This is a genomic window from Thiovibrio sp. JS02, assembly GCF_053485635.1.
Genome location: NZ_CM130715.1, coordinates 780,793 through 806,801, shown reverse-complemented (window position 1 = coordinate 806,801; position 26,009 = coordinate 780,793). Strand labels below are relative to the sequence as shown.

General features: G+C 52.2%; 18 protein-coding genes and 1 pseudogene. 4 read left to right on the top strand and 15 right to left on the bottom strand.

What is annotated here, in order from left to right; all coding sequences use genetic code 11:
• Positions 1-40: 40 nt before the first annotated feature.
• The 13 genes and pseudogenes from ACUUL3_RS03880 to ACUUL3_RS03820 form a co-directional block, all read right to left on the bottom strand.
• The gene (locus ACUUL3_RS03880; protein ID WP_448554757.1) at positions 41-1,162 is read right to left on the bottom strand and encodes an ABC transporter permease; all 1,122 of its coding nucleotides are present in this window, start codon (positions 1,160-1,162) and stop codon (positions 41-43) included.
• A gap of 2 nt (positions 1,163-1,164) precedes the next feature.
• Positions 1,165-3,951, bottom strand: a complete 2,787-nt coding sequence (gene rbbA / locus ACUUL3_RS03875) for a ribosome-associated ATPase/putative transporter RbbA (RefSeq protein WP_448554755.1) — start codon at positions 3,949-3,951, stop codon at positions 1,165-1,167.
• On the bottom strand, positions 3,948-5,021 hold the full coding sequence (locus ACUUL3_RS03870; protein WP_448554753.1) for an HlyD family secretion protein: 1,074 nt from the start codon (positions 5,019-5,021) through the stop codon (positions 3,948-3,950). Before ACUUL3_RS03870 ends, rbbA begins: the two co-directional genes overlap by 4 nt.
• A gap of 647 nt (positions 5,022-5,668) precedes the next feature.
• The gene (locus ACUUL3_RS03865; protein ID WP_448554752.1) at positions 5,669-6,721 is read right to left on the bottom strand and encodes an HD-GYP domain-containing protein; all 1,053 of its coding nucleotides are present in this window, start codon (positions 6,719-6,721) and stop codon (positions 5,669-5,671) included.
• 52 nt (positions 6,722-6,773) lie between these two features.
• The gene (locus tag ACUUL3_RS03860) at positions 6,774-7,940 is read right to left on the bottom strand and encodes a phospholipase A (protein ID WP_448554750.1); all 1,167 of its coding nucleotides are present in this window, start codon (positions 7,938-7,940) and stop codon (positions 6,774-6,776) included.
• A 203-nt stretch (positions 7,941-8,143) separates the two neighbouring features.
• Positions 8,144-8,772: pseudogene (wrbA, locus tag ACUUL3_RS03855) on the bottom strand (NAD(P)H:quinone oxidoreductase).
• A gap of 268 nt (positions 8,773-9,040) precedes the next feature.
• A complete protein-coding gene (locus ACUUL3_RS03850) occupies positions 9,041-9,631 on the bottom strand; it encodes a class I SAM-dependent methyltransferase (protein ID WP_448554748.1) in 591 nt (196 codons plus the stop codon).
• Positions 9,632-10,049: 418 nt separating this feature from the next.
• Positions 10,050-11,495, bottom strand: coding sequence for an AdeC/AdeK/OprM family multidrug efflux complex outer membrane factor (gene adeC / locus ACUUL3_RS03845; protein WP_448554746.1), 1,446 nt, complete (start codon positions 11,493-11,495; stop codon positions 10,050-10,052).
• Position 11,496: 1 nt separating this feature from the next.
• Positions 11,497-14,658 (bottom strand): efflux RND transporter permease subunit, encoded by a 3,162-nt coding sequence (locus ACUUL3_RS03840; protein WP_448554744.1) that lies wholly within the window; start codon positions 14,656-14,658, stop codon positions 11,497-11,499.
• Between the two features lie 12 nt (positions 14,659-14,670).
• The gene (locus ACUUL3_RS03835) at positions 14,671-15,870 is read right to left on the bottom strand and encodes an efflux RND transporter periplasmic adaptor subunit (RefSeq protein WP_448554742.1); all 1,200 of its coding nucleotides are present in this window, start codon (positions 15,868-15,870) and stop codon (positions 14,671-14,673) included.
• Between the two features lie 160 nt (positions 15,871-16,030).
• Entirely contained in the window at positions 16,031-16,606 is a 576-nt protein-coding gene (locus ACUUL3_RS03830; protein WP_448554740.1) for a TetR/AcrR family transcriptional regulator, read from the bottom strand.
• Positions 16,607-16,654: 48 nt separating this feature from the next.
• Entirely contained in the window at positions 16,655-17,374 is a 720-nt protein-coding gene (locus tag ACUUL3_RS03825) for a CerR family C-terminal domain-containing protein (RefSeq protein WP_448554738.1), read from the bottom strand.
• A 314-nt stretch (positions 17,375-17,688) separates the two neighbouring features.
• A complete protein-coding gene (locus tag ACUUL3_RS03820) occupies positions 17,689-17,916 on the bottom strand; it encodes a DUF2188 domain-containing protein (protein ID WP_448554736.1) in 228 nt (75 codons plus the stop codon).
• A gap of 101 nt (positions 17,917-18,017) precedes the next feature.
• Here ACUUL3_RS03820 and ACUUL3_RS03815 point away from each other — a divergent pair, with 101 nt between their 5' ends.
• The 4 genes from ACUUL3_RS03815 to ACUUL3_RS03800 all read left to right on the top strand — a co-directional run bounded on the left by ACUUL3_RS03815 (position 18,018) and on the right by ACUUL3_RS03800 (position 22,154).
• Positions 18,018-18,290, top strand: coding sequence for a YHYH domain-containing protein (locus ACUUL3_RS03815; protein WP_448554735.1), 273 nt, complete (start codon positions 18,018-18,020; stop codon positions 18,288-18,290).
• Positions 18,280-18,756 carry a thermonuclease family protein gene (locus tag ACUUL3_RS03810; protein WP_448554733.1) on the top strand — a complete coding sequence of 159 codons (477 nt, stop codon included), beginning with the start codon at positions 18,280-18,282 and terminating at the stop codon, positions 18,754-18,756. Before ACUUL3_RS03815 ends, ACUUL3_RS03810 begins: the two co-directional genes overlap by 11 nt.
• A gap of 443 nt (positions 18,757-19,199) precedes the next feature.
• The gene (locus ACUUL3_RS03805) at positions 19,200-19,484 is read left to right on the top strand and encodes a hypothetical protein (RefSeq protein WP_448554731.1); all 285 of its coding nucleotides are present in this window, start codon (positions 19,200-19,202) and stop codon (positions 19,482-19,484) included.
• 147 nt (positions 19,485-19,631) lie between these two features.
• Positions 19,632-22,154: a DEAD/DEAH box helicase gene (locus ACUUL3_RS03800; protein WP_448554729.1), complete on the top strand. Its 2,523-nt coding sequence runs from the start codon at positions 19,632-19,634 to the stop codon at positions 22,152-22,154.
• Between the two features lie 2 nt (positions 22,155-22,156).
• Here the strand turns inward: ACUUL3_RS03800 and ACUUL3_RS03795 are convergent, their stop codons facing one another.
• A complete protein-coding gene (locus ACUUL3_RS03795) occupies positions 22,157-22,825 on the bottom strand; it encodes a hypothetical protein (RefSeq protein WP_448554727.1) in 669 nt (222 codons plus the stop codon).
• A complete protein-coding gene (locus ACUUL3_RS03790; protein WP_448554725.1) occupies positions 22,822-25,896 on the bottom strand; it encodes an HsdM family class I SAM-dependent methyltransferase in 3,075 nt (1,024 codons plus the stop codon). The genes ACUUL3_RS03795 and ACUUL3_RS03790 overlap by 4 nt, the downstream gene beginning before the upstream one ends.
• Positions 25,897-26,009: the final 113 nt, after the last annotated feature.

Genomic DNA, 26,009 nt, shown 5'->3' with positions numbered 1-26,009 from the left:
TCAATATAATTCATTTGTTTCTGTGGATGCACAACCCATCTCACCCCATCATCCCGATGGTTTTGCGGAAGCGGGTCAGCGTGATGCCGAAAAAACCCAGACCAATCAGGATAAGGATAATGAATTGCGACCACACCACATCCAGGCCCGCGCCCCGATAGAGAATTGCCTGGGCAAGTGAGACAAAATGGGTGGTCGGTGCCACCTGCATCACGGCCTGAACAAAGGCAGGCATACTTTCGCGCGGCGTGACCCCGCCGGAGAGCATCTCCAGCGGCAGCAGCACCAGCATCAGCAGCAGCCCGAATTGCGGCATCGAGCGCGCGATGGTGCCCAGGAAAATCCCCATGGAGGTCGTGGCGAACAGGTGCAGCGCGGTGCCGAGCAGAAAAAGGGCGAGTGAACCTTCAATGGGCACCGAAAGGAGGCCCTGGACCACAAAGAGAAGGGAAAAAGCACAGGCGACAAGGACCACGAGCCCCATGGACCAGACCTTGCTCGTCATGATCTCAAAGGGTGTAACCGGCATGACCAGAAGATGTTCGATGGTGCCATGCTCCCGCTCCCGGATCAGCGCGGCGCCGGTTAGCACGATGGAAAGCATGGTGACGTTGTTGATGAGTTCCATCAAAGCCCCGAACCAGGTTTGGGTCAAAGTAGGATTGAAGCGCGCCCGCAGTTCGAGCACGACCGGCGGCGGTGCAATCCCGCGATAACGCTGGGCGAATTCGGCTACCTCGCTGCTGATCATGGTCTGGATATAGCCGCTGCCGCTGAAGGCTTGGGTCATGCGGGTCGCATCCACATTCAGTTGAATGGTGGGTTGTCTTCCCGCCAGGAGATCCCGCTGAAACCCGGGCGGGATGTTCAGGGCGAAGGTGTCGAGGCCGCCATCCATCCGGCTGTCCATTTCGGCCCGGGTAATCAGCACCGGCGGCAGAAAATGCGGCGGATAAAAGGTGTCGACGATCCGCGCCGACAGCGGCGATTGATCTTCATCAACGATGCCGATCGGCGCCTTGTTGAGGGTTTCCGGCATTGCCGTGGCGCCCGAGTAGATTGCCACCGTGAAGGCAAAGAGGATCAAGCCCATCATGATCGGATCACGGGCTAGGCTGTGCAGTTCCTTGATCCCCAGTTGGCGAATGTTGTCGAGCCGCATGTTCAACGCTCCTGTTTGCGCAACAACAGCACACAGAGTCCGGTCAGCAACGGGACGGCCAGGATGAGCGGCAGGAAGGAGGCCTGCAGATCCGCGAAACCGAGGGCCTTGGAGAAGGTTCCCCGGGCAATGGTCAGGAAATAGGTGGTGGGATAGACGTTACCGATCATCCTGCCCAACCCCTCTAGGGCGGAAACCGGGGAGGTCATGCCGCAGAACTGCACGGCAGGCAAGAGGGTGAGAATGGCCGTGCCGAAGATGGCTGCAATCTGGCTGCGGACAAAGGTGGAGAATAACAGGCCCATGGCGGTGGCCGAAATTACATAGAGCAGGGCCGCAACGGATAAGGCAAGAAAGCTCCCCTTCATCGGCACCCCGAAAACGGTCACCGCCAGCAAGGACATGAGCAAGAAGTTCACCATTGCCAGGCCGATGTAGGGCAGTTGTTTGCCGAGCAGAAACTCAAACCGTGTCACCGGCGTGACATAGAGGTTGACGATGGAGCCCAGCTCTTTTTCCCGCACCACACTGAGCGCCGTGAGCATTGCCGGAATCATCAAGAGTAAGAGGGGAATCACCGCCGGTACCATTGCGATCAGACTCTTGACCTCGGGGTTGTAGCGAAATCGGGTCTCGATCTTGATCAGACCGGCGGAGCGGGACTGGCCAAGCGTGCGCGCCGCCATCTCGGCCAGCCAGTGGGCATGCATCCCGCGCACATATCCCTGAATGGTTTCGGCCCGTTGCGGCATGGCGCCGTCGATCCAGGCCCCGATCGCCACCGGGGTGCCGCGCCCCAGGTCGCGGGCAAAGCCCGGGGGTATTTCCAGGGCCAGGCTGATCTCGCCTGCCCGCATGCGTCGGTCCAGATCGGCGTAATCGGTAATGGGCGCGTGTTCGATGAAGTAATAATGGGAGCCGGCAAGGTTGAGGGCATAATCGCGGCTGGTCGCGGTCTGGTCGCGATCGAGCACGGCAAAGGAAAGACCTTCCACATCCAGGGTGATCCCGTAGCCCATGATCAGCATGAGCATTACGCTGCCGAGCAGCGCCAGGGTGGCCCGAATCGGATCCCGCTGGAGCTCCAGCCCTTCGCGCCGGCTGTAGCTGAGCAGACGGCGAAGATCGAAGCGGATTTTTGTCATTGCGGCGGGCGGGTCATGGGCTGGCGGCGGGTGAGGGACCGGTGCCGCAGCTGCTGATGCCTCAGGACTTTTGTTGTCGGGCGCGGCGTCTTCCAGGTAGGCGATAAATGCCTCTTCCAGGGTTGTTGCCCCGCGTTTCTGCATCAAGGCGGCGGGCGTATCGCTGACCAGCACCTGCCCGGCGTGCATCAGGGAGATGCGGTCGCACCGTTCGGCTTCGTTCATGAAATGGGTGGAGATGAAGATGGTGACCCGGTCATGGCGGGCGAGGTCGATCAACATTTGCCAGAACCCATCCCGGGCGATCGGGTCCACCCCCGAAGTGGGCTCATCGAGGATCAGCATCTCCGGCCGATGGATCATCGCTACCGCCAGGGAGAGGCGTTGGCGTTGCCCCAGGGGGAGACTGTCGGGCAGCGCCGCCATGATCCCTGTCAGGCCGAAGCGGCGGGCCATTTCGTTTACGCGGTCCGGAATCTGCTCGGCGGGGACGCTGAAAAGTCGGGCGTGCAAGGTGAGGTTCTGCTCCACGCTCAGCTCGGAATAGAGCGAGAAAGACTGGGTCATATAGCCGACCCGGCGCCGGGTTTCAAGATCCTTGGGGTTTATCGTCTGGCCGAAGAGCCACGCCTCCCCCTCGCTGGCCGTCAGCAATCCGGTGAGCATCTTCATGGTCGTGGTCTTGCCGCAGCCGTTGGAGCCTAAGAAACCGAAGATCTCGCCGCGGGCGATGCGGAAGCTCACCCGGTCCACCGCCGTGAAGTCGCCGAAACGCATGGTCAGATCCTTCGCCTCGATGGCGATCTCCTCGCCATCGGTTTGGCGTGGCGGGATGCGGATCGCTCGGTGGCCGGCGCGCTTTTCTTCCGGCAGCAAGGCAATGAAGGCCCCCTCCAGGGTCTCGCTGGCGGTGCGCTCTAGCAGCTGCCGGAGGGTACCGGTGGTCAGCACCCGCCCGCCATCCATGGCCACCAGCCAGTCGAAGCGGGCGGCCTCTTCCATATAAGCGGTGGCCACCAGGACGCTTATCCCGGGTTGCCGGGTCCGGATGCGGCCGATCAGCTCCCAGAACTGTCGGCGCGAGAGCGGATCCACTCCGGTGGTGGGTTCATCGAGGATCAGCAGATCGGGATCGTGGATGAGCGCGCAGCAGAGGCCGAGTTTTTGCTTCATCCCGCCGGAAAGCTTGCCCGCCGGACGGTCCCGGAAAGGAGCCAGGCCGGTGCTGACGAGCAGCTCGGCGATGCGGCGTTCTCGTTCGTCGCGCTCTTGGGAGAAGAGCCGGCCGAAAAAATCGATGTTTTCGTATACCGACAGGGTTGCGTAAAGATTTTTGCCCAGTCCTTGGGGCATGTAGGCAATGCGCGGGCAGACAGATTTCCGGTGGTGCGCGTTGGCTATATCCCCGGACAGCACCTCGATCCGGCCGTTCTGGATGATGCGGGCGCCGGCGATCAGCGAGAAGAGCGTAGATTTTCCTACCCCGTCCGGGCCGATCAGGCCGACCATTTGTCCGGCCGGCAGATCAAGGGTGACTCCATCCAAGGCCAGGGTCTTGCCGTAGTGCAGGCTGACCTCGGTTAACGATGCAACCGGGGGTGTTTCTGCTGCAACCGATGGGAAGGGCGACTCGACACCGCTCATTGCGGGAGCCTTACCTGCAGGGCGGGTGGCCACTTCATCTGCGGATCGAGCCGGACATGGGCCACACCCGGCAGGCCGGTCTTGACCTGACGGATATGTTTCTTGAGCAACTCCGGAGCGATTTGCGCCTTGACTCGAAACATCAGCTTCTGTCGTTCGCTGGCCGTTTCCACGGTCTTGGGGGTAAACTGGGCAACATCGGCGACGAAGGAAATCGTTGCCGGGATGACATACTCCGGTGCGGCATCGAACACCAGGCGCGCTTCGGAGCCGATTGCGATTTGGCCGGCCAGCGCGGTGGGGAGAAAGAAGGTCATATAAACATCGGTCAGATCGAGCAGGTTGAGGATCTTGCCTCCGCCGGCGACCACCTCGCCGGGCTGGGCGAGGCGATACTGCACGCGTCCTTCGCGGGTCGCCTTCAACGCACTGTCATCAATGTCTGCCTGGAGTCGTTCGATCGTAGCCCGTGTCGCCTCAACAACCGAGCGCGCTTCAACCTCCTGGGATTGTGCCGTGGCAATCGCGGCTTCGGTCGCGGCTATCTGAGCTTTTGCCGCCCGGATTGCCGCTTGGCTGCTCAGGGCTTGGGCGCGATCATCGTCGAGTTCCTGGGTGGAGACGGCACCCATGCCAGCCAGGGGTTCCGAACGCGATAGACGTTTTTGAGCCGCATCAAGTTCGGCCTCGCGTTGCGCGAGCAACGCCAGAGCGGCGGCCTTCTCACTCTGGCGTTGCACCACTTGGTTCTGCACGGTTTTAACAGCGCTTTCTGCCTTACGAAGATATGCTTCGGCCTCGCGGCGCTGGGCATCGAGCACCTCGGTATCCATGTGTGCGACAATCTGCCCGACGGTGACGAAGTCGCCTTCATTCACCAGAATGGCCTTGATCCGGCCGGCTGATTTGGCGGCGATGTCGATCTCAACCGACTCAATACGGCCATTGCCGCTGGCAATTCCCTCATTCTTTTCATTACCACCGTACCGTTGCCATGCGACTACAGCCAAAATGCCAATTGCCATAGACCCCACGATTCTGATCAACCATTTTTTCCGCTGTTCGATCATTGTTCTTCCTCAACCAGCCAAAGCGTGCCTGACGCCTTTCATTTCAACACCACCGAGTTTCCCCGAATCAAATGATGGAGCATATTGCCCATGACCCGAAACCACTATGAAAAGAAGAGACCCACGTCTATTATGACAACAGGCTATTTTGTCTCTCCAAGCTCTTTCTGAATCTTAAGAATAATTTTTGGTAGAAATCCATCCCTTCCTGGTTGTTTTCTGCATCAATCAAGACAGCCAATTTCTCCACATACCGCGTTGCGTCTTGCTCTATCACTATCTTTCACCCCTTTCTATTTTTCATTTTTTGCCAAATACTGCTTGCAAGTGACCTTCTCGGGCTTTCGGTTGTGAACGTGAGTTGAGTCGTTTGATCGAAAGATCTTCCCCCGAAAGAAAGTTTTTGAGGAAAGCTATCCATATTCCCTGGCACGGTCATAGCACTTTCCTTTGCTCTCTATCTATAAATTTCAGGGGTTCTGCCGTATTAGAAATACGGGCAATCTCGGCCATTGAAAATGTTTCTCGGTGCTTCTCGTAAAAGTCAAGCAACGGAAGAAGTTGAGGGCTATACAATTTAGCCAGGTTCTTGTAATAATCCGAAAAAATCCTCTGTTCTAGTCATGACCCTTTTATTATATTATCCCTCAAAGCTGATCACGTGTCCATCTAGAAACGAGAATGGGCCCTGCAAGATTTTTCAATTCACTGGCAAGAAATTCTTCGGGTGCGGCGGCGTAACTTTGATACAGTTTTGGGGCCAACGACAAAAACGATTGGAGATACTCCGGATCAAAGGCTTTTCCTGACTCTTCCGTCATTAGCCTAAGGCTTTCTTCCAAGGAGTAAGGCTGTTTGTAAGGACGCCCGGAGGTCAAGGCGTCAAAAACATCAGCAATAGAGAACAGACGAGCAATAGGCGGAATTGCCTTACCGGCTAAGCCGTTTGGATATCCCGTGCCGAGATAGTGTTCATGATGCCCTTCTACAACCGCCTCAGCCCCGCGCAGAAAAATGCTGTGGCGGAGGATATCAAGGCCTTGCGCAACATGCGTCCGCATAATTCTGGTTTCTTCTTCATCAAGCGGACCCGGCTTAAGCAGAATTTTATCGGGAATTGCGATTTTCCCAATGTCGTGAAGAAAGGCGCCGACAACCAGATCGTGCATCTCGGCCTCAGGAATACGAAGCGTTCCGGCCAAATGAATTGCGTACAAAGTGACCCTGTAATTATGCACGCTGGTGTCGCTGTCCCTTTTTGCTATCAAACTCCCTAGCATGATCAAGGTCTCGCCCCTGGCTCTCATATTGTCCAAAGCTTGTCGTTTCAACGCTTTCTGATGCAGGCGCAAAACAGGATAGAGAAGTATCGTTGTGGCATAAACAAGAAGATAAAAAGCAATAATCATCCCCAGCAAGTCATAATGAACTTGCCCTGAAAGCTGATACGCATAGCGAACCAGCGCATAATGATCAGTAACATCGACTTGCCGCAAATGAGCCTCGGTTAACAACCGCAGGATACCAAGCATAAACGCAAAGTTTGTTCCCACTAGGGTCGCCGCCAGAAATAGCTTTAACCCAAGTCCATCGGCCATAAACAGTTTTCGCAACCATCTATACATTACATTGGGACTGATCGGGTTGGAGGGGGAAATAGGGGAAGAATGAGACCACGATGGCAAATTAGCATCATTCATTTTTTGGAACTCCGTTCTATGACGCTTGGAGCTAGATCGTCCCACACCCTAGTCAACGAACAATTGAGAAACCTACCCTCGCCTGTGTGCCACGATCTAGATTGTAGTCTAACAGGCTTTCTCCGTATCCAGTGAATAGCTGAAAATGCAGAAAACCTCCTGTACGGGCAAAAAAAGCCTTACGTAACGGATAGGAAAGATCCAGCTGGGCACTGCCATACCCGGCGGTACCGCTGCGCAATTGTGTAGCCATCATCCAGCCATCCTCATGTCCATAGCGGAAATTCCAGTCCACATACCCTCGATAGCGCTGGATATCTGGGTTTTCTTCTTTATCCAGATATCCATAAATTTTGGGCGCGAAGATCAACGCGCGTTCATTCATAAATTTGATGCGCCAGACAGGCTGCGCAAAGAGGGTGTTAATGCTGCGAGAACTCACGTCATCCTTACCGTTCGATTCGTGTTCAAAGCCAGTGCGAAGCAGGTCGGGCATCAGACCATTGCCGATGATAGCGCCCTGCCAGAAAAGACTGGGACGATAGGTGCTGTCATGAAAGGGTGCCGAATCTTCCCCAAGATCCCAGAGCGAAGTCTGCGTATAGCCGAAATGCAGACGGGAAAGCAGTGGAACCCACGCCACTAGACGACTGCCAGAATCAAAAATCCGGTATTTAAAACTCAGTTGAAAGCGTGCATTGATGCCGCCGTTGTCGCCCACGGCAAAGTATATGGGCTCATTGACCGACAAGGCAGGTTCGTTTGCAGGGAACAATATGTCACCGACAGCACTAGGCTGCATAACTGGCGATGCTGCTGTCACTAAAGGCGCCGGGGTCTGCTTGATGGGATCAGGAAGGGTGACCAGCAGAGCCAACCGGTTCGATTCGACTCCCGCCAGCTCAACCCGCACCATCCCTGTGAGATAATTCGGCAATACCCCGTAATACGTTCGTCGGGTATCCCCCATAGCGGCCGTCCCTGCAGCGGCAACCTCCACTTCCAGTGTCCTGCCGTCATGCACCACCTTGAGCCTGAGCCTTGTCGGCCAATCAACCTGCGCCGAGGGCTTAACGACATCAAACGCAATCGGCGCGCCTGCAAACGCGGTCTCGTCCTGAGTCACAATTAACCAGGACGGAATTACCGCCCAGGCTAACGGCACAACGGTTAAAAGAACCAACAGTAGCAAAGAACAAATCGCTATCAAGCGATTCAACGATTTCGTCCTCCCTTGCAGCTTCCGTCCTGTCCAACGCCCCATAATATGTCCCAGAGTAAGGCAAAAAGTTGTTTCTACACACTCTCATAGCCGACCCCAGCGCGTCCAAAATTCAGGAAGCGTATGGGGCACAACGCCTGACCAGAACTTGACGTAATGATGACAAGTCTAGATCGCAACAGTTCTTGCCTTGTAACTCCTTAAGATTGTGTAGTGGAATTTTTGAGTTTCAGGGGGATCCGCGCCACATGTCCTCCTTGAAACCGGGCTCCGGCCAGTTCATTGTCACTTGGCATTCGTTCTCCTTGGCCTCCGACGATGGTCGATGCGCCATAAGGTGACCCGCCGCAGACTTCGCTAATCCCCATCTGACCAACAAAGGTATAGGGCAGGCCAACTACCACCATGCCATGGTGCAGTAATGTGATGTGAAAACTGAGAATGGTCGATTCCTGACCACCATGCTGCGTGGCAGAGCTGGTAAACACGCTGCCTGGCTTTCCAACCAGAGCACCCTTTTGCCAAAGACCGCCGCTGGCATCCAAAACTGGCGCATCTGGCCGCACATGTTGCCGAAGCGGGTCGGAGTGCCAAAAATAATTGCATCTGCCTTAACCAAATCATCCATCGTGGCAGTCGGGATATGTTGCATTCCTTTCTGGGTATCAAGTGCTCCCATCTTCTCCATCACTGTCGAGGGAAGGGTCTCCGGAACTTTTTTTATCACCGCCCCGCACCCGGCTACCGCCCGAACACCTTCCGCCACAGCTTCGGCCATCTTGTAAATGTGCCCATACATACTGTAATGAACGATTAACACTTTACACATGTTTTGCTTCTCCTTTTATCAACCTACAGCAGAAATTAGTCTGTGACCTGAATCAGGCCCTAAGCAGAGGAACGAATATATGTCGAAATTCCTGATCGGTGGGCGACAGGCGGCCGGTGATAAAAATTCCTGAATCTTGGCAGCTTTCGTCATGTGTGCAAAATCGTGATGCTTGATTGCCCCTCCTTGACTAATTTTCTCGTCTTTCCCTTGACTGTATTTTTTTGTTATTCGCACTTATAAGGAGCAAACATTATAGAGTTCTTAGTCAGTAGGGTTGCACGTTATCTTTACGATAAAGCGAGAGGTAACTATATTCACCAACTTCAATCTCTCGAGGTTTCACTGAAGTGAACCCGTGAAAACGGAGCGTCTCGTCCAGCTCCGCCGATTTGATACGAATATTGATCGGCAGTCCGAGGTGACCGGATATTTTCTTGAATTCAATCACAGCCAGAACGCCGCTTGGCTTCAAGACTCTCTTAATTTCCTCCAATGCTTTCTGATCGTCGCCCTGCGGCACCAAGTCATGGAATGCTATGACCATGAGGCAAATATCTATTGTGTTGTTACCCAAAGGAAGCGAAAGCGGGCCAGCGACCCTGGGAACGATATTGGTGATACCTTCAGCCACAATTTTATCAATCAACCGATCAATTATCCCCTCCTGCAAATCAAAGGCATATATCCGTCCCTGCTCCCCAATACGGCTGGCCGCAGCCAGGGCATAGTCGCCGCAACCACAGACAGCATCAAGAAAAATTGCGTCCTCCTTGATTTCTAGTTCTCGAAAAAACTTTTCCTGGTCGATTAAATCGAAACGGCTCTTACCAGTGGGAATATTCTTTTGCTTACTCATCCAGACACCTCTTCAGTCCCATGTCATACGTTTCCAGAATTCAATCCTCTCTCTTCTGTCCTCCACTCAATGTTTATGACCTTATGGAGACGCGCTCCATATTGGTGAGCATGAAGGATGCCCTCGTGGCGACAGTATGCATTGAGCGCCAGTCCGCGAGAGCAACCCCTTCCCAAGCACCTTGCAGAGAGCTTCATTGTTAGTTAACCGGTAAAGCTAGGCTAAGACCAACATCTGAAAAATCAGTGTTTGAAAAGCAGGTGAATCAGATTGATCGGCCAGCCCGGCGGTGGTTCCTTGGCCAAAACGTAAAATGCCCCAGCAAGAGAGAGTAATGCTATCGCGATATACAAAGCCAACCTGGATGGTTTCATAACGCCCTCCGGTTAAGTGTTTGGTGCTTCACCTCAGCAGCGGATCACGGAGTTTGTGGCGCAGACGCGATTTCTCCGCCGCCACCCAACACTTTATATAATGTCACCAAGTTCTGTAGCCGCGTTAACCGGGTGGCAATCAACCCCTTTTGGGCATCATAGAGCGAACGCTGGGAATCCAACGCATTCAGATAGCTGTCCACCCCTTTTTCATAGCGAGCTTGAGAGAGACGGTAACTCATGGCGGTGGCATCGGTGAGCGACTGCTGCGCAGCCACCTGGTCGTTGATGGTTCCCCGCTGGGCAAGGGCGTCGGCCACTTCTCGGAAGGCCGTCTGAATCGCCTTCTCATACCGGGCAACAGCGATGTCTCGATCCACCTCCGCCACCTTTAAACTAGCCCATCTGCTGCCGGCATCGAAGATTGGAAGAACTATTTGTGGTGCGAAAGCCCAGGCACCCGATCCGGATTTGAAGAGACCGGATAACTCATCGCTTCCGACTCCAACAGAGCTGACCAGAGTAATGCGTGGAAAAAACGCCGCTCTTGCCGCGCCGATATTGGCGTTGAACCCCTTGAGCTGATTCTCAGCCTGTAGGACATCGGGACGCCGCAGCAGTACCTCGGACGGCAAACCGGGGGAAATATCCTTCATAGCTGTAAGTGTTTCGGATAATGTCTGGGGAAGTAATTCGGCTGGGACCGTCGAGCCGACTACCAAGTTGAGACCGTTTTCGTCTTGAGCCACCAAAGTAACGTAGCGGGCGATATCCACCCGCGCCGCATCCACCCTGGTTTGCGCCTGTCGCAGATCCAACTCTGAAGAGGCGCCCAATTCAAAGCGACGCTGAATTAGTTGGTAGGTGCTCTGCTGGGCCTCCAGAGTATTTTTGGCCAGCGCAAGCAGTTCGCGGTCGGCAGCCAGGGTCAAGTATTGCGTAGCTACCTCTGCGACCAAGCTGATCTGGACAGTACGCCGCGCCTGCTCGGTAGCAAGATACTGTTCTAACGCCTGATCCTTCAGGCTTTGCACGCGACCGAACAAATCAAGTTCGTAAGCGCTGACCCCAACACCTACGTTATATTGATGAACGGTTTCGGCCTGACCTGTGGTCGAGAGGGTCTCAGGGATCCGTTGTTTGCTGCCGGCAGCGGTGGCGTCGATCTGCGGAAACAGCTCGGCACGTTGGATTCGGTACTGAGCCCGTGACCTCTCTATATTGAGAGCGGCGATGCGCAGGTCGCGGTTATTTTCCAGTGCGAGAATAATCAATTTCTGCAATTGCTGATCAAAAAAGAATTCCTGCCAGGGGATATCGGCCACTTCTTTGACGGATTGGTTTTCTCCTCGCTCTTGATATGCCGAGCCGCTTGGCCAGACGGCCGCCGTCGGTGCCTCGGGGCGGACATACCTGGGGGCCATGGTACAGCCCTCCAGGCAAAGCAATGCTGCCAAAGGCAAATACAGGACTACGGTCTTCGATTTCATATCAATGCACCTCTTGAACGTTGGGATCAGCCGAGGACTGTGGTGTCGGTTTTTTTCCTGCAAAGCGTCGAGAAATCAGGACAAAGAAAAACGGGATAAAAATCAAGTCGATGAAAGTAGCCGAAAGCAGCCCGCCGGTGACAGCGGTGCCGATGGCGTTCTGAGCCCCGGCGCCTGCCCCGCGGGTCAAAGCCAGCGGCAGGGTGCCGAAGAAGAAAGCCAGGGAGGTCATGATGACCGGACGCAATCTGATCTTAACCGCTGCCAGAGTGGCCTCAACCAGCTCATGGCCCTGATGCATCTGCTCCTTGATGAATTGAATGATCAGGATGGCGTTTTTGGTGGAAAGCCCCACAGTGGTGAGCAGACCTATCTGAAGATAGACATCGTTGGGCAACCCCCGCATTGTAACTGCCACAACTGCACCCACCAATCCTAACGGAAGCATCAACAAATTAACAAAGGGGACGGTCCAGCTCTCATACAGTGCCGCCACACTAAGAAATACCACCAGGAGTGAAATGGCATACAGGGCGGGAGCCTGTTTGCCCGATTGTTTTTCCTCATAGGAGAGACCGGTCCACTCGTAACCGATCCCCGACGGCAGCCCAGCAGCCATTTTCTCCATTTCGTCCATTGCCTCCCCGGTACTCACGCCAGGGGCTGCCTGCCCCATAATCTCCACGGATGGAATCCCGTTATATCGTTCCAGGCGGGGCGATCCATACTGCCAGTGGGCGGTCGCAAAGGCTGAGAATGGCACCATCTCGCCCCGTTCGTTTCGGACATACCAGCTTTTAATATCCTCCGGTAGCATTCGATACTTGGCGTCGGCCTGGAGATAGACCTTCTTGACCCGACCGTTCTGAATGAAGTCGTTAACGTAGGAACTGCCCCAGGCTGTTGTCAGAATATTATTGATGTCGGCCGGGGGGATCCCCAGGACTCCTGCCCGGACATCATCAATATCGAGCTTGAACTGGGGTGAGTCATCCTGACCGTTCGGGCGCACCGCAATCAGCTTGGGATTTTTCATGGCCAGACCCAACAACTGGTTGCGTGCCTCCATCAGCTTATCGTGTCCCAAGCCGCCACGATCCTGCAACTGAAAGTCAAAACCATTGGCTTGTCCCAACTCCACCACCGCCGGTGGTGAGAAGGCAAAAACCATACCGTCACGAACCTTTGAGAAGGCCTGCATAGCCCGGCCGGCAATGGCCGGGGCCTTCAACTCAGTGGACTTACGCAGATTCCAGTCCTTGAGCTTGACAAAAGCCAGTCCCATGTTCTGCCCTCGACCGGCAAAACTGAATCCGGCCACGGTAATTATGGATTCAACTGCTTTGGACTCCCGCTCCAAAAAATGCTGCTCCATCTGTCGTATCACCTGAATCGTCCGTTCCTCGGTGGCGCCAGCAGGCAGTTGCACCTGGCAAATAATGAATCCCTGGTCCTCGTCCGGCAGGAAGGCGGTAGGAAGCCGCATGAAAAAGAAAACCATAGCCGCCACAATAGAGCCATAGACAACCAGGTAACGTACCGGTTTACCAAAGGAGCGACCGACGATCCCTTCATACTGCTCCCTGCCGCGGTCGAACAACGTATTGAACCAATGGAAAAACCTCCTGAACCAACCCGATTCCCCAGGCTTGTGTCCTTTTTCAACCGGTTTGAGCAGGGTGGCACACAGGGCTGGTGTAAGAATCATAGCTACCAGCACCGACAGAATCATAGAGGAAACGATGGTGATAGAAAACTGGCGGTAGATGACACCTGTAGATCCACCAAAGAAGGCCATAGGCACAAAAACCGCTGCCAGCACTGTGGCGATACCCCAGAGTGCGCCGGTGATCTGGCCCATGGATTTGATGGTCGCCTCCCGTGGCGACAACCCCTCCTCAGACATGATTCGCTCCACGTTCTCTACAACCACAATTGCGTCATCTACGAGTAAACCGATGGCGATAACCAAGGCGAACATGGTCAGCGTGTTTATAGAAAAACCGCTGACCGATAGCACTCCGAAGGTGCCAAGCAAAACGACCGGTACCGCAATGGTGGGTATCAATGTGGCCCTGAAGTTCTGCAGGAAAAGAAACATGATGATAAAAACAAGAAGAACCGCCTCAAACAGGGTCTGAACCACCTCTTCTATAGATATTTTGACAAAAGGAGTGGTGTCGTAGGGATAGACCACCTTCATGCCGGCAGGGAAGTATTTCGACAATTCCTCCAACTTGGCCTTGACGCGATTGCCCGTATCCAGGGCATTGGCGCCGGCTGCCAGACGGATTGCCATACCACCCACCGGCTTCCCGTTGTAGAACGACTGAATATCGTAGTTTTCGGTGCCTATCTTGCTTTCGGCTACATCCTTCAACCTGACAGTAGAGCCATCGCTGTTGGTCCGCAGGATGATTGCATCGAACTGCGCCGGAGTCTGGAGTAAGGTCCGGGCCGTGATAGTGGCGTTGAGTTGTTGTCCCTGCGCAGCAGGGGTTCCGCCGAACTGACCGGCTGAGACCTGAGCGTTCTGGGCCTGTAGCGCCACAATTACATCGTTGGTGGTCAAGTGGAAGTTGTTCAGCTTAACCGGGTTCAGCCATATTCGCATGGCATTCTGGGTGCCGAACACCTGCAATTCTCCTACTCCCTCCACCCTACTGATGATGTCCTGAAGATTGGAGACCATGTAGTCAGTCAAGGTATTACGGTCCATGGAACCATCTTCCGAAACCAACCCGAAGATCAGCAGGAAGTTCTTGGTGGATTTAACCACCGAAACCCCTTGTCGCTGCACGATTTGGGGCAGAAGCGGAGTGGCCAGTTGCAGCTTGTTCTGCACCTGCACCTGGGCGATGTTCGGATCGGTACCGGCTTTGAAGGTCAGATTGATGGCCACCGCTCCGGCTGAATCGCTGGTGGAAGACATATAAATCAGATTATCGATGCCATTCAGCTTCTGTTCGATGACCTGGGTGACGGTATCCTGCACGGTCTGAGCGGAAGCGCCCGGATACACGGCATTGATGGTTATCTGGGGCGGCGCGATGGGCGGATACTGGGAGACCGGCAAAGTCTTGATCGCTAGCAATCCGGCCAGCATGACCATGATGGCGATCACCCAGGCAAAGATAGGGCGATTGATGAAAAACCTAGACATGGAGCGTCTCCTTTACTTTTTAGCTGCTGCTGACGTTGGAATGCCATCTGGGGGTGCATCCGTCTTGCTGCTGAACGGTACGGCTTTGACTGGAGTTCCAGGACGCGCCTTTTGTATTCCTTCCAAGATTACGCGGTCTCCATCCTTCACCCCTTCAGTCACCAGCCAGTTTTCGCCAACCGTTCTGGAAACCTTGATGACACGCGGCTCCACCTTCTCCTCGTCGCCGACCACCATGACCATGGCCTCGCCTTTGGGATTACGGCTCACCCCGCGCTGCGGCACAAGGATCGCCTGTTCACTGACCCCCTCTTGCACGATGCCACGGACAAACATGCCGGGCAGCAACAGTTGCTCCGGGTTGGGGAAAAGCGCCCGCAGAGTAACGGAACCGGTACTCTGGTCGACAGTCACTTCGCTGAATTTCAGGGTTCCCTCTTGCGGATAAGAGCTACCGTCTTCCAGCAGCAGCTTGACTTTTGCCTTGCCGGCATCTTTCCCTGTAATTTCACCATTAGCGAGATTCCGCTTCAGACGGAGCAACTCAGCGCTGGACTGTGTCACATCCACGTAGACTGGATCAAGTTGCTGAATCGTGGCCATCGGAGCCGCTTGACTCGCTGTTACCAATGCACCATCGGTCACGGTCGAGCGGCCGATCCGACCCGATATCGGTGCCTTCACACTGGTGTAATCCAGATTGATGCGAGCGGACTCGACGACCGCCTGATTGGCTGCAACATCTGCTTCGGCCTGTTTGAGCATTGAACTTGCATCATCGTAATCCTGTCGGCTCACGGCATTTATAGCTACCAACTCCCGAAAACGTTCCGCCTTGAGTCGGATCGGGATAAGGTTGGCCTCGGCTCGGGCCAGGGCTGCTTTGGCATTGGCGTGGGCGGCCAGATAGGTTGCGGGATCAATCTGATAAAGCACCTGCCCGGCCTTCACGTCTGCTCCCTCGGTAAACAGCCTTTTCTGGATAATACCCCCCACCTGGGGGCGCACCTCGGCAATCATATAGGGCGATGTCCGGCCTGATAGTTCCATGGTCAAGGTGATTGGCGAACTAGTTATGGCCACGATCCCTACCTCAGGAGGACCGCTGGTTGGCGGTCCTCCTGAGGTATTTTGCTTGCAACCGGTTATCGCGAACGTGCCGATTAAGAGTCCCGTCAAAGCGATCAGTTTGACTTTGTCAGTGGTATCCATCAAATTTACCTCAAAGAAGTTAAGCGACTTCCTAGCTTGATCGCTGGGGCATCAAGCTTATGCCCCAGCACCGGGAAGAAATTTACACCCAAAACCTGGAATGAACATTCACTCCGCAACAAGCAATTAAAAAACCCTGTATCCCCAGCAGCACTTCGTTTCACCTTTTGACACCATCCCAGCAGGCCTGAACGGTCTGCACAAGCAAAGCATCATCAAGTTCGACAAACCCAAGTATATGGTCGCGAGCCACCATCAAAAGAGGACCAAACGCCAGGGCGAAAAGCACGACCACAGGGAGATTCTTCACAATCTGCTGGGCGACTCCCTCCTCAAGAAGCATGCGGAACAAATCGCCATCCCCCCCTTTTCCCAGGATCCGGTCCCGACGAAACGCCACGCCATAGGGCGAGTTAAAATACTGTTCCAAGAAGCGAAACTCCAGAGGGTTAGTAATAAAATATCTGAGTAACTCCGTACTGACCCGGATAAACCTCTCACTGAGTGACATGTGCGACTTATACCCATCCATAAGCCCTCTATGGAATTTGTCGTGGAGTTCCTGGAACAAAACAGTAATAAGCACATCTTTGTTTTCGAAATAACGATAGATGGTCCCCGCCCCCACGCCAGCTTGATCAGCGATGCTGGCGATTGGCGCACCATGAAATCCATGCTCGGCGATCAGTTCCAATGCCGCTTGCAGTATCTCTTGTCGTTTTTCAGAAGTCGCCATACCGGACCACCTATCTTGGGAGTGAACGTTCACTCCCAAGATAGGTGGTTATCCATTTCTTGTCAAATTGTTTTTTACAGACCTATGTAATTCATGAGCTAACCTAGTCTGTTGATTATTGCGTATCTCGGAGGCGAAACACTGGATACCGGAAAGGCTAAAACGAGTAATATGGTCAACCAACTGCTCCACATCTTCGACCAGCGGCTTAAGACCGTTTTGAGAGGGATCCTGTACACTCTTGCGGCGACGGGCATAAAGCAATGGGCCTAAACACTGGAATCGGATACTCATAGAGCAGAGTTGCACCTCTTGCTCGTTTGGCTCTTTGTCCAGTAGTTCACTGACCAGAAGGTCAAAACCGCGAACGATTGGTTCCACCGATTCCCACATGACTTTGGTCAGCAAGCCGGAAGGGTTTGCCGCTTCCTTATAAAAGATGTCAAAAGCATGACTTTTCGGATTGGTGATCCTCTGCATAATTGAAAATATCAAACCGCGCATCCGCACTTCCGCCGGAGCTTCTGCCGGAATTCCGCCATTAAGGGGACAGACATTCGATGACTGAGCGAAAGCGTAACGCCAGCACTCCACATACAAGTCCTCCTTGCTGCCGAAATGATAACTGACCGCGGCGTTATTGACCTTGGCCTTTTTGCAAATCTCGGCGATTGTCGCCTGGCGAAAACCTTTGCTTGCAAAAACCTTGCATGCGGACCCCAACAGGTTTCGACGTGTTTGCTGCCCGTCGCTTCGTTGCCTTCTCATGATTCACCCCCATTCCGAATAAGTTAAATTTACATTTTACTTATTTACAAAGTCGCGTCAATGGAGTCTTGGGCCTGAATTTCAGAAAGAAGACTTGGGACATTCGAAGGAAAGCTAATTTATTATGCTTCCGAGCATAATAAAAATCCAATTGGCAGCGTTACACTCCGAGGGATAACGCTGCCAATCGTCATATTTTTTTCTGGCCTTCCCCCGATGTCCACTAAACCGGAGGAAGGCCATCTCGCCGTTGACGGACTTTTAGTGAAAATAGTAGCGTAAGCTTCCCCGTCGTCTCTCTTCTATCCTGCATACTATCCCTTAGGTGGATAAGGGTCGTTCCCATGGCTGTCCGATCCAGAAATTTTGCCATCCTTATTATGGATGACTAGCTCTGTTTCTTGATTTTTGCTGACCTGCCTTGCAAAATCTATCGCGTCTTGTTTCGTTTCGAGGTGACGTGACGCCCTTTCGCAACCACTCCGCTTCACATCCCAACCGCCCTCTGAATTTGGAACCACATGGTGCTCATCTCTTGCCATTCTCTTGACTCCTCTATAAGTTGTTTATAATAAACAAATGCCCAGGAAAATGGGTAAGCATGATCCATCTGTTTGTCAAAACCAATTCAAGGAGGACTCTAATGAAACCGGCCATCGCGATCAGGATTGTGCTCATGCTCCTCATGCTCCCTTCCCTGGCCCTTGCCCATGGCGGAGGACTCGATGGTTACGGCGGCCACAACAATCGAAAACAGGGAGGATACCACTTCCACAGAGGGCCGCTCGCAGGCAACCATTATACCTCCAAAAGTGAGGCGTTGAATGCGCTCTCCTCGGGCAGCGACAATAAAGCAAACGTGGCGCCAGTGCCTCGCCCCAGAAAGGCGAAAGAAGGCCTGAAAAATGAAAAATAGCTTCTTCGTATTGCTTTTGACCTTCTTGGTTCTCGCATCAGCTTCAGCTCATGCCTGGACTGGCCAGGTCGTCGCCGTCACCGATGGCGACACAATCAAGGTTCGGCAGGATGGCCGCGAGACGAAGATCCGCCTATACGGGGTGGACACCCCTGAGAAAAAACAGGCTTTCGGCCAGAAGGCCAGAGACTTCACCGCTTCCATGGTTGCCGGAAAAATGGTGGATGTAGAGCCGGTTGACCAGGATCGTTATGGTCGGACAGTTGGGCTTGTGACCGTGGCCGGGCGAAGTTTAAATGAAGAATTGGTAAAAAACGGCTTTGCGTGGGTGTACCGCCAATATTGCCATCGCGGGGAGTGTACCGCCTGGATAAAGGAAGAATCGCAAGCCAGAGCAGCGCAAATCGGCCTATGGGTTGATCCGGCTCCTGTGCCGCCGTGGGAGTGGAGACGCATAAAAAAATGACTGGCTATCATTATCTATGGATAGATTATACATCCACAGATAATTTTTATACATAAACAGATAATATTTCGATTTTGACCATGAACCGAGACCGATGTCTGTCGAAAGACATTGGAGGCTAACTCAGCCTGTCGGCCAAAATCAATGTCATTTCAGCAGCACAGAAAACAAAACATGCTTGTGTAGCGTTATACTTCGAAGCGTAACGCTGCCAATCGTAAATTTATTATGCTCCGAAGCATAATAAAAATGAGCCGCCTTTTTTTTCGAATCCTCCTGATTTTTTCCTGGAAATTTAAAAATCCGTACCCTACCTCCCCACTATTAGTATTTTTCACGTATTGATTTTTTGATGCAAAAAGGCCTAACCTTGAAATTGCATAAACGGGACCACCCAAAAATGCAAAAAAGTTTATCAGGCTCATCCCAACCAAGGAGGATATATGCCATTGTTACAAAGATCAGACTTGAAATTTGAATACTCTTGGACGGCAATTACTCCTGATGATCCCAAAGTCACAGGAAAACCAGATAGCACATTGTTAAATCGAGGGGAAGGCTATGAGGTTCTTGCGTTCATAAACAGTTTTGCCGCCACAAATAATTTAAAGCAAAAAGCATCGGGATTAAAAATAGAACGGTTGATACACAAAAATCTGCCTGGCAACATCCGAAGCCATGCCAATGTAAAAAAATGGTTAGTTGATAACTGGAAGAAATACGACTAAAAATTAACCCATCATTTTACCGGACTAATACGATCGGGCACCTTCATCCTTGTAGCTAACTGAACTGGCATTGCACAAATTGCCTAACCTTCGGAGACACCCTCGAATTTTGGCTCTTTTGTACAAGTAACGCACGGAGAACGCAACGTGGTCAATTTCAAAAAACGATTGGCAGGAAAAAAGGCTGAAAAACCAACCGATCCTGTAAAGCTTTACGACACTCTTGATCGCGCTCATGACAAAGGTCCGTTACGGCCTGCTCAACTGTCCGTCCTCACAGAATGGTTTTCTCATCATCAAGCATCCCGCGACACTATTGTGAAATTGCACACGGGCCAAGGAAAAACGTTGATCGGCCTGCTCATGCTCCAATCGAAGCTGAACAATTCAAAAGGTCCTGCACTCTACCTGTGTCCCGACAATTTCCTCATCGCCCAAACATGCGAACAGGCAAAACAGTTCGGCATTTCGACATGCATGGCCGACCCGGACCTCCCTGAAGACTTTTTGAATGGTGAAAAAATTCTTGTCACATCGGTACAAAAGCTATTCAACGGACTTACACGCTTTAAACTTCATCGGCAATCATTCAACGTGGGCACGCTACTGATGGACGACGCTCACGCGTGTGCCGATACGATTCGTGAAGCATGTCGCATTCGTATTCCCAGCACTGAACCAGCTTACGACAGCTTGAAAACCCTCTTTGCCGAAGACCTTGAACAACAAGGCGTTGGGACTTATGCAGATATCTGCAACGGCAAGCGTGACACCCTGCTACCAGTACCCTATTGGGCCTGGGTTCAACGCGAAACTGATATTGCCAGCGTTCTTTCCGCCAATACAGATCGAGCTTCAATCAAGTACGCTTGGCCCTTATTGAAGGACATGCTTGGACTCTGCCAATGCGTAATTTCAGGTGTGGCTATCGAGATCGAACCTTATATCCCTCCCCTTTCTGCATTTGGGAGTTACTGGAAGGCGCCTAACAGAATATTCATGTCTGCTACCGTCACCGATGATGCCTTCCTCGTGAAAGGATTACAACTCGCACCTGAAACAATAACCAAGCCAATCACCTACGCTAAAGAAAGCTGGTCCGGCGAAAAAATGGTTTTGCTGCCCTCACTAATCCATGAGGAACTTGACCGGGATAGAATTGTCAAGGGCTTCGGCCCTTCAAATTCCAAGAGGCAATACGGCCTTGTGGCGCTAGCGCCTAGCTTCTCAAAAACGAAAGATTGGGAAGCGTACGGGGCGGTGGTTGCCGGTAAAGAAACCGTATCTGAAGTCATAGAGGATCTTCGCAAAGGTAACTACGAAAAAACCGTAGTTCTTGCGAATCGGTACGATGGCATTGATCTTCCAGACGACACTTGCCGCATCCTGATTTTTGACAGGAAGCCTTTTTCTGAAAGTCTTATCGATCTTTACCAAGAATCTTGTCGACCAAACAGCGAAGCGACTCTTGTACGTACTATCCGCACAGTCGAACAAGGAATGGGGCGAAGTGTTCGTGGAGAAAAAGATTACTCCGTTGTGGTGATCATCGGCACGGATATCACTCGACTGCTTCGGGACAAGGAATCCCGGAAATATCTATCACCACAAATGTCAGCCCAGATTGAAATCGGACTGGAGCTTGCGGAAATGGCACAACAGGAAATAGAAGAAGGGCAGGAGCCATCCGCAGCGTTTAACGGCTTGATCCGCCAGTGCCTAACTCGCGACGAGGACTGGAAAGCTTTCTACATTGAACAAATGGCGAAAGTCAAACCTGCCGGTGCTAACGAGCGCATTTTGCGAGCATATGCTGCTGAACTCGAAGCGGAGCAGGCATACAGCACTGGTGACTATCCCAGTGCCAGCGAGAAACTCCAAAGCCTTCTCGACAGCGGTGCAGTCCATCCGGAAGATAGAGCATGGTATCTACAGGAAATGGCTCGTTACCACTACCAATCTAACCGAACCGAGTCTGAGCGTTTGCAGATTGCTGCACATAAGGGTAACCGTTTGCTTTTGAGACCAGCCTCGGGTATTACCGTTGCAAAACTAACCGTAGTGAGTCAAGGACGGGTCGATAGAATCGCTGCATGGGTCGGCGAGTTTGAGAACTACAGCCAGCTCGATGTGAATCTCTCCGATATTCTCGGAAGGCTTGTCTTCGGCACTAAGGCAGACCGGTTCGAGCAGGCCCTAGACGAAGTCAGCCGCGCACTAGGGTTTGCTGGAGAGCGGCCGGACAAGGAATGGAAGGAAGGCCCGGACAACCTCTGGGCGCTAGACGATACGCACTACATCGTATGGGAATGTAAAAACGAAGTAACAGTCTCCCGCGCAGAAATCAACAAACGGGAAGCCGAGCAGATGAATCGTTCGAGTGCTTGGTTTGAGAAACACTATCCAGGTTTAAAAGCAAAACGGATAATTATTCATCCCGCGCATGCTGTGTCAAGTGCAGCGGCATTCACCCATGACGTAGAAGTGATGAAAGCAAGTGAACTCAAGCGGTTCGTTAAATCGATAAAGGATTTTTTCAAGTCATTTGAGTCTCTCAACTTCAGAGATATATCTGCGGCACATATCCAAAAACTAATAAATTCACACAAGCTTTCAGTTACAGATATATTGAGTGATTACACAAAGAAGCCCAAGAGCCTGAAACGATAAGTTCAGTTTCCACACGTCAAAAATATGTGAGCAAGCGTTGTAGTGCCGTTCTGCGCCGCTTTTTCTAAGGGGCGCAGGTGCTCCGTATCAAACTCAGCAATCGTTGGAATTGCCTCGGAAGGTCGACGAATACACCGATCATTGCTGTCTTCTACCATCATGAGCTTGATACGCATCTTTTCTTTCGACAGAGAATTACACAATGCGTCTATTGCAGCATTATCCTTACCATTGAGAATCCCCACCATAACCGCAAGAGGCCTATTAATGGCATAATTGCCATCAACGAAACGACACATGCCGTTTTTCCCACGATATTCGGCAAGTGATGAACGCGAAAACTTTTTAAATTCAAAAATCAGTTCCAACCGTTTTTCTGATGCGTTGGAGAAATATGTGATATCTTTTTTGATCCGATCAAGCAACTCACCTTCTTCCGATAAAAGAACATTCTGTGCTTCATTAACCCAAGCCCCGGTTAACCCAGAATCCGCACTAAACAGCACGAGGTAATAACACAGCTTTTCCGTAAGTTTTGGCTCATCCTCTGCATATCGAACCTTGATGGGCTGTGCTTGCGCGATCCGATTCCACGTTGTTACTAGAAACAGTGCGGCGCTTTTTGTTTCTTCGGCCGGAAACAACTCTTCCCAAGAATACCGCTGGCTCACCGGTTCGCCTCCACTTCTGGCTTGGTCAAAAGTACGTGGCGGACTATACGCTCCGCATCGCGATATGCCTCGGAGCTCAACCAAAAACGAGTGATAAGCGGCTTTACCAAATATATCGTATTCCCCGTGCGAATCACCACATCCGTGGCCAGATACAGATTGTTCTGAATTTCTAGCGGTAGCAACTGTTGTTCCGTTAAGTGCTGCAATAGATGATTGACTGCTTGATCATTTGCAGTCGCGTGAATAATTCCAGAATCACCTTTTTGTTTTTTCATCGCAGGGTCCACCCGCACCACACCTAAAGGCCCACAAATCTTACTTGAATTAACGCTGATCGCCACTGTGACGTCGCCAAGACCGCCTCTGGCTTTCCGCCATGCATGGATTTCGGCGTGGAGCGCTTGGGCGTATTCATTGAGATGGGATCGATTCGGCCTTTTTTGCAATGGGGTCTCCAAGCCCACTATCGAACTGGGTTGAAGATTCGGGGCAATCTTGCCTGCGGCCTCGCGCACTCGCGCCTGTTGCGTGGAATTCAGATTGAAGTATTCAAAAATTAATGGCTCTAATATACGGGAATCATATTGCCGAAGAAAAAAATTATTGCATTCATCAAGCGTGCGCATGTGTTCTGCAACTTCACCGACGATGCTCCAGGCACGAGTAGGATTGGCATGCCGATCAGGATGAATGAACGGTAGTTGCCTAATATCACCGAGAGTGACGCGCTCCCGCTCAAAATTGATCTGATAGGCTGTAAGGAGTAGCACATACTGTGCGAGACTCGAATGCAAGTAAGCTGCCACGAACTGCAAAAGGGCCTCATCCTTTTTCGGGCCAGCAATAACACCGATACTGCTACTGAAAGAAAAAGCCCTCCTAGAAAACGCCGCCCGAATGCTCCGGTGGCTTGTAATCCCGTCTGTAAAAACGATCTTCGGCCCTTCAAAAATCTCCAAAAGGTCCTCGGGTAAGCGAGCGACTGTCTCGATATTGTCAGGAAAAGCCGACAGTAACCGTTGATCGAACACAGGTCCATCGACGACAAAACGCTTGGCATCGAGGTATGGCAGTTCTTGTAGCGGATGGGATGAGACAGGATCAAGAATGGATTTGTCGTGCTTATGGAAACCCTTGCGCGTGAGCCACGATTCGTTACTGTCAATAAAATTGCCAAGTGTGCCCTGTAAACGGAGGCTGGCAATGGTAGAAACATCGCGCCCCGTTCCCCAGAAAAGCGTTGTCAGCAGTTCGTTGTTCTGGCGGACGGTCCAGGTTGATAAAAAATGTCGATCAGAGCCGTGGAGGGTAAGACGACCGAACGCGAAGCTGATATCAGCCTTCGGCACCCAATACTCAAAAGTTTCCGTCCTTGGAATTTTCCCAAGCAAAGGTTCGGGCCGAGGCGTAGCGATCGCTACGACACAAGGTTGTTTTGCTGTACTAAACAGCAGTTTCCGCAGATCTCCGAAATTAATGAGTGTTTCAAGCTGGTAGTTATCCAGCCAAGTCTTGAAAAAAGCAGCGCTGGTCGGAGCTGCCACAACACTGGCAGGCAAAATCAAACATACGCGGCCGCCTTGTGCGAGACTATCACGCGCCCGCAGCATAAACGCACTTGCCATTTGTCGGCGAGGAATCTGGATGCCTTTATCCTTGGCCCATTGGTCGCTGCTGAGAAATTCGCCTTTTTTAGGCTCAACCCATGGTGGATTTGACAGGAAAATCGTGAATCTTCCTGCGCAAGCATGGGGATTCTTTTCAGAAAAGAAATCACCGACATCTGGTCCTCCCGAAATATTCTTCTCGCGCAAGGACGGCAGTTTGACATTTTCATTATCTTGTAGTTCTGCAATATCCGCCGGTTGCAACCCTTCCAGGATCGACAAATAAAGACTGAAAGCGGTGACGCGACAGGCCGAAACATTAATATCAGAGCCAAAGATATGCTCTTCCAAGAGTTTGCGACGGTCCCGAAACGGAAGGGGATGCTTATTTTGAGCCTCGGCGTAGGCAAGCATCCTACGATATGCCGTTGTCAGAAGAATTCCAGACCCGCATGCGCCATCATAGATACGTTCCCCGAGAATATCTGGAGAGCCAGCAAACGCTTGGTCGACGACCAGATTTGCAAGATGGCGGGGGGTGTAATAAGCACCGACATCCCGCTTTTCTTCCGACAAAAAAGTCTCATAAATACCGGAGATGAGCTCAACTGGAATATAGCGAAAATCGTAATGCCATAGACTCCGCTGACCCGACTCTAAATCCATACGACTTAGAAATTCATTCAGCCGAACGAGTGCCTCGTCGGGAAGCGTCTTCCACAACACCGAACCTTTAGTCCCCGGCTCGAGAAAGTCACCGTTAAAATCTCGTTTAAGCTGCGAGAACAACCGTGCGATACCGGGACGATCTCTCGCAGCCACCAGATCTTTGAGACAACCAAGCACATGTTTGGTGCGATATGTTTCTCCGATGATTTCCCGGTGCTCAAGGTAGGAGACGAACAAAACCTGCGCCACAAGGTATTGGGCATCCACCTTTTTGAGGCCATATCTCTCAAGATCCAGAACAATAAGAGAGAGATTGCGCAACAAGACACAATCCACGCGGGATTCAGCCGTAAACCAGTCGGGGTGACGACGAAATGCACCACCTGATTGAACATCGCGGAGGGAATAAGGACCTGCCTCATGAGCCTGCCCCCGTAAAAGTTCTTCGCCAACAAAGTCGCGCCGATTGACTGGCACAGCCAAGGCATCGCCTTCGCGCACCACCAGGACGATGGAAATTAAATTTTGATTCCAGATTTTCTCCCGGATGCGATCAAGTGCATCCGGATCCTGCGCGAAACGACCATCATCCTCAATGAAACAGATCGTAGGAACCCCATCCACATCGAAAACTGCGGCTGCATGAATGATCCCTGTAGAACCAAAGAGCTCTTCGATCTCACCGCGATAAGCATGAGTAGCTGGCACAGGAGTGCCACGATGATAAAGGCCTTCCGGGGAGCCAGAGTACCCCAGAGCGTTGAGCCAGTCTGTTGTTGTTGAGTGGGTCACAGGAACACACCTTTCTCTTCTGTTGACTTTTGTTAAACATTATCATAATAATTGACAAAATCAATATATTTATTGTAATCATGACGAGCAATATACTCGTCATGATTAGCACG

What these genes read in the sequence shown, in the direction of transcription:
- ACUUL3_RS03865 (WP_448554752.1), bottom strand. Translation starts at nt 6,721, where the DNA reads ATGAATGATGCTAATTTGCCATCGTGGTCTCATTCTTCCCCTATTTCC.
- ACUUL3_RS03830 (WP_448554740.1), bottom strand. Translation starts at nt 16,606, where the DNA reads ATGGCGACTTCTGAAAAACGACAAGAGATACTGCAAGCGGCATTGGAA.
- rbbA (WP_448554755.1), bottom strand. Translation starts at nt 3,951, where the DNA reads ATGAGCGGTGTCGAGTCGCCCTTCCCATCGGTTGCAGCAGAAACACCC.
- ACUUL3_RS03835 (WP_448554742.1), bottom strand. Translation starts at nt 15,870, where the DNA reads ATGGATACCACTGACAAAGTCAAACTGATCGCTTTGACGGGACTCTTA.
- ACUUL3_RS03810 (WP_448554733.1), top strand. Translation starts at nt 18,280, where the DNA reads ATGAAAAATAGCTTCTTCGTATTGCTTTTGACCTTCTTGGTTCTCGCA.
- ACUUL3_RS03825 (WP_448554738.1), bottom strand. Translation starts at nt 17,374, where the DNA reads ATGAGAAGGCAACGAAGCGACGGGCAGCAAACACGTCGAAACCTGTTG.
- ACUUL3_RS03805 (WP_448554731.1), top strand. Translation starts at nt 19,200, where the DNA reads ATGCCATTGTTACAAAGATCAGACTTGAAATTTGAATACTCTTGGACG.
- ACUUL3_RS03850 (WP_448554748.1), bottom strand. Translation starts at nt 9,631, where the DNA reads ATGAGTAAGCAAAAGAATATTCCCACTGGTAAGAGCCGTTTCGATTTA.
- ACUUL3_RS03880 (WP_448554757.1), bottom strand. Translation starts at nt 1,162, where the DNA reads ATGCGGCTCGACAACATTCGCCAACTGGGGATCAAGGAACTGCACAGC.
- ACUUL3_RS03870 (WP_448554753.1), bottom strand. Translation starts at nt 5,021, where the DNA reads ATGATCGAACAGCGGAAAAAATGGTTGATCAGAATCGTGGGGTCTATG.
- adeC (WP_448554746.1), bottom strand. Translation starts at nt 11,495, where the DNA reads ATGAAATCGAAGACCGTAGTCCTGTATTTGCCTTTGGCAGCATTGCTT.
- ACUUL3_RS03820 (WP_448554736.1), bottom strand. Translation starts at nt 17,916, where the DNA reads ATGGCAAGAGATGAGCACCATGTGGTTCCAAATTCAGAGGGCGGTTGG.
- ACUUL3_RS03815 (WP_448554735.1), top strand. Translation starts at nt 18,018, where the DNA reads ATGAAACCGGCCATCGCGATCAGGATTGTGCTCATGCTCCTCATGCTC.
- ACUUL3_RS03840 (WP_448554744.1), bottom strand. Translation starts at nt 14,658, where the DNA reads ATGTCTAGGTTTTTCATCAATCGCCCTATCTTTGCCTGGGTGATCGCC.